Origin of the sequence: Kitasatospora sp. MY 5-36 (assembly GCF_001182915.1) — a bacterium.
GTDB lineage: Bacteria > Actinomycetota > Actinomycetes > Streptomycetales > Streptomycetaceae > Kitasatospora.
Genome location: NZ_LFVW01000795.1, coordinates 1 through 4,400, shown reverse-complemented (window position 1 = coordinate 4,400; position 4,400 = coordinate 1). Strand labels below are relative to the sequence as shown.

The following is a 4,400-nucleotide window of genomic DNA, read 5'->3' as shown; positions in this document are numbered from 1 at the left end:
GCCGGCGGCGCGCTCGGCGGCGGCGGTCACGGCGCGCTCGGGCAGGGGCCGTACGCGCGGCTGAGGCCCGGGCCGGACACCCTGTACGACCTCGCCAGCCTCACCAAGGTGGTCGCGCTCTGGCCCTGCGCCGGGGTGCTGCGGCAGTCCGGACGGCTGCCGCTGGACGAGCCGCTCGGCGCCTGGTGGCCGCCCGCCGCCGGGCACCCCGCCGGAGCGGTGACGGTCCGTCAACTCCTGGCCCACACCGCCGGGATGCTCCCGTACACCCGCTTCGAGCAGCTCTACGGGCGCGACCCGTCGGCGATCCGGGCCGGGGTCCTCGCCGCCCCGTCGCACCGGCCGCCGGGTGCGGCCGTCGAGTACACCGACCGGGCCGCCGTGCTGCTCAGCTACCTGGTCGAGGACCTCGGCGGGGCGCCGCTGGACCGGCTCGCCGAGCAGTGGGCCTGGCGGCCGCTCGGGATGGCCGACACCCGCTACGGTCCGCTCGGTGCCGCGCTCGCCGCCCGCACCGCGCCCACCGAGTACGAGCAGGGCGCCGGCGCCCACCTGTGCGGCGTCGTCCACGACCCCTCGGCCCGGCTGCTCGGCGGGGTCTCCGGCAACGCCGGGGCCTTCTCCACCGCCCGCGACCTCGCCCGCTTCCTCACCGCGCTGCTCGCCCCGCCGCCCGGGCTGCCCTGGAGCGGGGCGTGGATCGAGGAGTCGCTGCGCGAGCAGACCGGCGGCCTCGCCCCCGCCCGCGGCCTGTCCTGGCTGTACGCCCCCGGCACCGGACCGGCCGAGGGCACCTTCGTCCACTACGGCTTCACCGGCACCGGCTTCTGGGTCTCCCGGCGGCTCGGCCGCTGGGCCCTGCTGCTCACCAACAAGGTGCACTACGACCGGGACATCCAGCGGCTCACCGAGCTGCGCAACGCCTTCCGGCGGGCCGTCTTCGGCTGAGGCCGCCCCCGGCACTCATTCGGGTGGATTCGGCGCGAACAGCCGTTTGGCGGGCGGGGATCGCGGCAGATTGTCCCCGACGGCGGCGGTCGGCGGAGGAGGCGCGATGACGGACACCTGGGCACTCTCGGAGGAGGAGTGGCTCGCCGGGATGGTGCGCGCCTACGTCGGGTGCAGCGTGCTGCTCACCGACGAGGCGGGCAGGGTCCTGCTGCTGAAGGCCAGTTACCGCGACCAGTGGCAGTTCCCCGGCGGCGGGATGGACCCGGGGGAGGGGCCCGCCGAGTGCGCCGCCCGCGAACTGTACGAGGAGACGGGGCTGTTGGCCGGGCCGCTGCGGCTGCTCGTCGTGGAGTGGCGCGACGCCATCCCCGACCAGGGCGAACACGCCCACCCCGCCGTGCAGTTCATGTTCGACGGCGGGACGGTCGCGGCCGGGTCGGTGGTCCGGGCGCAGGTCGAGGAGATCGCCGACCACGGGTACTTCACCCCGGCCCAGGCGGCCGTCCTGCTGCAGCCCGGTGCGGCGCGCCGGCTCACCGGGGCCCTGGAGGCCCGGCGGACGGGCGCCGCCACGCTGCTGCACTCGGACGGGTACGTGGGGTGACGGACGGTCAGATGAGCGTGCTCCAGTAGTACCAGAACCGGTTGAGGACCAGCAGCGCGATCACCGCCGCCCACAGCACCGGCAGCGCCCAGTGGTAGCGCGCCGCCTCCCGGGCGACCACGCCCAGCCGCGGGCCCACCGGGATCACGCCCGAGCGCAGGTTGTGCAGCGTGGTGTACCAGAACAGCGCCACCACCGTCGCCCACACCACCATGCAGTACGGGCAGAGCGCGCCGATGTCGTACAGCGCCTGGTAGATCAGCCAGTGCGCGAACCCCACGCCCACCGCGGTGCCCGCGTTCAGCCCCAGCCAGAACCAGCGCCGGTACGCCGCACCGGCGAGCAGCCCCGCACCGATCGCCGCCAGCGCGCCGAAGGCCGCCAGCCCGAGCAGCGGGTTCGGGAAGCCGAAGACCTCCGCCTGCTCGGTGCGCATCACCGAACCGCAGCTGATCACCGGGTTGATGTTGCAGTTGGGGACGTAGGAGGGGTTCTCCAGGATGCGGAGCTTGTCGAAGGTCAGGACCGCCGAGGCGGCCAGCCCGACCAGACCGCCGAGGAACAGCAGGAAGGCGTAGGCCCGGCTCGCGCCGATCGGGGCCCGGGCCCGGGCGGCGTCGTCGGGAGCGGAGCGGGACGGGGGCACGGTGGTAGCAGCGGACATGGCAGCACACTCCGGTGGCTGGCTGGGAGGAGCCGGCCCGGCCGGGAGTTCGGCCGGGCCGGGTGGTGCCGTACGGTGCGGTGGTGCGCGGGGGCGGGGGCGCGGCCTACTGGAGGCCGGCGGCCTGCTTCACCTGCGCGGTGAACTGCTCCGGCGGGACCACGGCGTTCCCGGCGAACAGGGTGATCTGCTTGCCGTCCACCTTGACGGTCGGGGTGCCGGTCACGCCGCTGTCGTTGAACGCGTCGGCGACCTTGGCCGCCCACGGGGCGTAGGTCTTGTCGGTCACCGCCTTCACGAAGGCGTCCGTCTTCAGCCCGGGCACCTGGCCGGCCAGGTCCAGGATGTGGTTGACGTCGCCGAAGCCGTCCTCGCGCTCGTCCGGCTGGTTGGCGTACAGCACGTCGTGGAACGCCTTGAACTGGTCCACGCCCTCGTTCAGCGCGGCGCCGACGGCGGCCAGCGCGGTGCGCGAGCCCTTGCCGCCGAGGCTCTTGTCCAGGAAGGCCGCCAGGTGGAACTCCACCTTGATCTGGCCGTCCTCGGTGAGCTTCTTGACGGTCTCGCCGTTCGCCGCCTCGAAGTGCTTGCAGACCGGGCAGCGGAAGTCCTCGTAGACCGCCATGGTGTGCGGGGCGTCGGCCTTGCCGTAGGTGATCACCGTGCCGTTCGGGCCGGAGGCGTTGGCCGGGGTGACCAGCGGCGCGGACGCGGCGGCGGAGGACTTGTCGTTCTTGTCCGAGGCCGAGTTGACCGCCACGGCGACACCGCCCGCGAGGGCCAGCACGACGACGGCGGAGACCGTCACGACGATCCGCTGACGGCGCTTGGCGGCCTGCTGCTCGCGGCGCTGCGCCTCCTGGATCCGCTCGCGGGCACTGATGCGCTTCTTGTTCTTGTCCTGGGACACGGGGGAGTCAACTCCTGTACGCGGCGCGCGGGTGCGCGCGGGAAGCCGCAGCTGCTGCGGCGGGGTCGGTGAACGCGGGAGTCGTGCGCACTGCCTGCGGGCGTACCGGGCCCGTTTCGGGCGGGTACGGGGATGATCAGATGAGGCCGGAGATCAGCAGGCAGGCGCGAAGGCGGGCGGGCCGCGCCGGGGCGCCGGGCTCAGCACCACGTCCTCGCGGCGCGGCCGCGGGCGGTCCGACACCGGCAGCGGCACCCGCAGCACCGGACGGACCGGGGCCGGGAGCAGCAGGACGACCAGGGCGCGCAGCGGGCAGGCCAGCGACTCGCTCAGCGCGCGCAGCGCCCGGGCCAGGCCGGACAGGGCGGCGTCGCCCATCCGCAGCCAGGCGGAGGCCGCCAGCGCGATCACCAGGTGCACCAGCAGGAGCAGCAGCTGGGTCGCGGCGGGCGCCAACTGGGCGGTGTGCCCCAGCGGGCCGCTCAGCAGCGAGCCGTCCACCGAACCGCCACCACAGACCAGCAGGTTCACCCCGCGTGCGGGCACCTGACCGGCCAGCACCGGCGAACAGCCGGCCTGGCCCAGGTTGAACGTGGTGTTGAGCAGCAGCTCGACCGGCACCATCACGCCGGAGATGTGCAGCAACCGCCGCTCCCCGCCGGCCAGCACGGTCGCGACCAGGAAGACGACGGCACCGGCCGTGGCCACCAGCGACAGCGGCAGCGGACGGCCCGTGATGACCACCTGGCCCAACGCGGCCATCGGCACGGCGAGCGCGGTGAACACCGCGGCCCGCAGGGCCCTGGTCGCATGGGAGGAGGTCGTCACGCTCCGGAGTATGCCATGGCCTCCGCGTCCGGCACGAGGGCCCGTAGGTCCCTGGTCCGGCTGACGCGCGCTCAGTAGCCTGCGAGGTCGCCCGTCGGGTCGACAGCAGCCGCGGCCGGATTAGCCTGGAAGGCGTTCCCGCTGACCCGACGAGGGGGCGAGCGCACATGGCGAAACCCGAGACCACGGTGGGACAGGTGCTGCTGGCCCGCATCGAGGCGCAGGCCGTGGTGCTGGCCGGCCTGGACGAGGCCGTCCGGGCCGACGAACCGGACGCCGTGCACCGGATGCGGGTCGCCTGCCGGCGGCTGCGCAGCGCCCTGCGGACCTTCCGGCGGCTGTTCGCCCCCGGCACCACCGACGAGCTGGTCGCCGAGCTGCGCTGGCTCGCCGCCGCGCTCGGCGGGGCGCGGGACCGCGAGGTGCTGGCCGAACGGCTCGCC

The 4,400-nt window shown here is 74.5% G+C and carries 6 protein-coding genes; 3 read left to right on the top strand and 3 right to left on the bottom strand.

Annotation, left to right across the window (positions count from 1 at the left end; genetic code table 11):
* Together AE652_RS36175 and AE652_RS36170 are read left to right on the top strand one after the other, a co-directional pair.
* Positions 1–948: serine hydrolase (locus AE652_RS36175; protein ID WP_049659254.1), on the top strand; the 948-nt coding region annotated here is incomplete at its 5' end.
* Positions 949–1,054: 106 nt separating this feature from the next.
* Complete coding sequence (locus AE652_RS36170) at positions 1,055–1,555, top strand: NUDIX hydrolase (protein ID WP_049659253.1); 501 nt, start codon at positions 1,055–1,057, stop codon at positions 1,553–1,555.
* A gap of 7 nt (positions 1,556–1,562) precedes the next feature.
* Here AE652_RS36170 and AE652_RS36165 read toward each other — a convergent pair whose 3' ends face one another.
* The 3 genes from AE652_RS36165 to AE652_RS36155 all read right to left on the bottom strand — a co-directional run bounded on the left by AE652_RS36165 (position 1,563) and on the right by AE652_RS36155 (position 3,957).
* Entirely contained in the window at positions 1,563–2,219 is a 657-nt protein-coding gene (locus AE652_RS36165) for a vitamin K epoxide reductase family protein (RefSeq protein WP_053112467.1), read from the bottom strand.
* A gap of 106 nt (positions 2,220–2,325) precedes the next feature.
* A complete protein-coding gene (locus AE652_RS36160) occupies positions 2,326–3,129 on the bottom strand; it encodes a thioredoxin domain-containing protein (protein WP_049659252.1) in 804 nt (267 codons plus the stop codon).
* A gap of 153 nt (positions 3,130–3,282) precedes the next feature.
* On the bottom strand, positions 3,283–3,957 hold the full coding sequence (locus AE652_RS36155) for a hypothetical protein (protein WP_049659251.1): 675 nt from the start codon (positions 3,955–3,957) through the stop codon (positions 3,283–3,285).
* A 167-nt stretch (positions 3,958–4,124) separates the two neighbouring features.
* Between AE652_RS36155 and AE652_RS36150 the strand changes: the two genes are divergently transcribed.
* Positions 4,125–4,400: CHAD domain-containing protein (locus tag AE652_RS36150; protein ID WP_049659250.1), on the top strand; the 276-nt coding region annotated here is incomplete at its 3' end.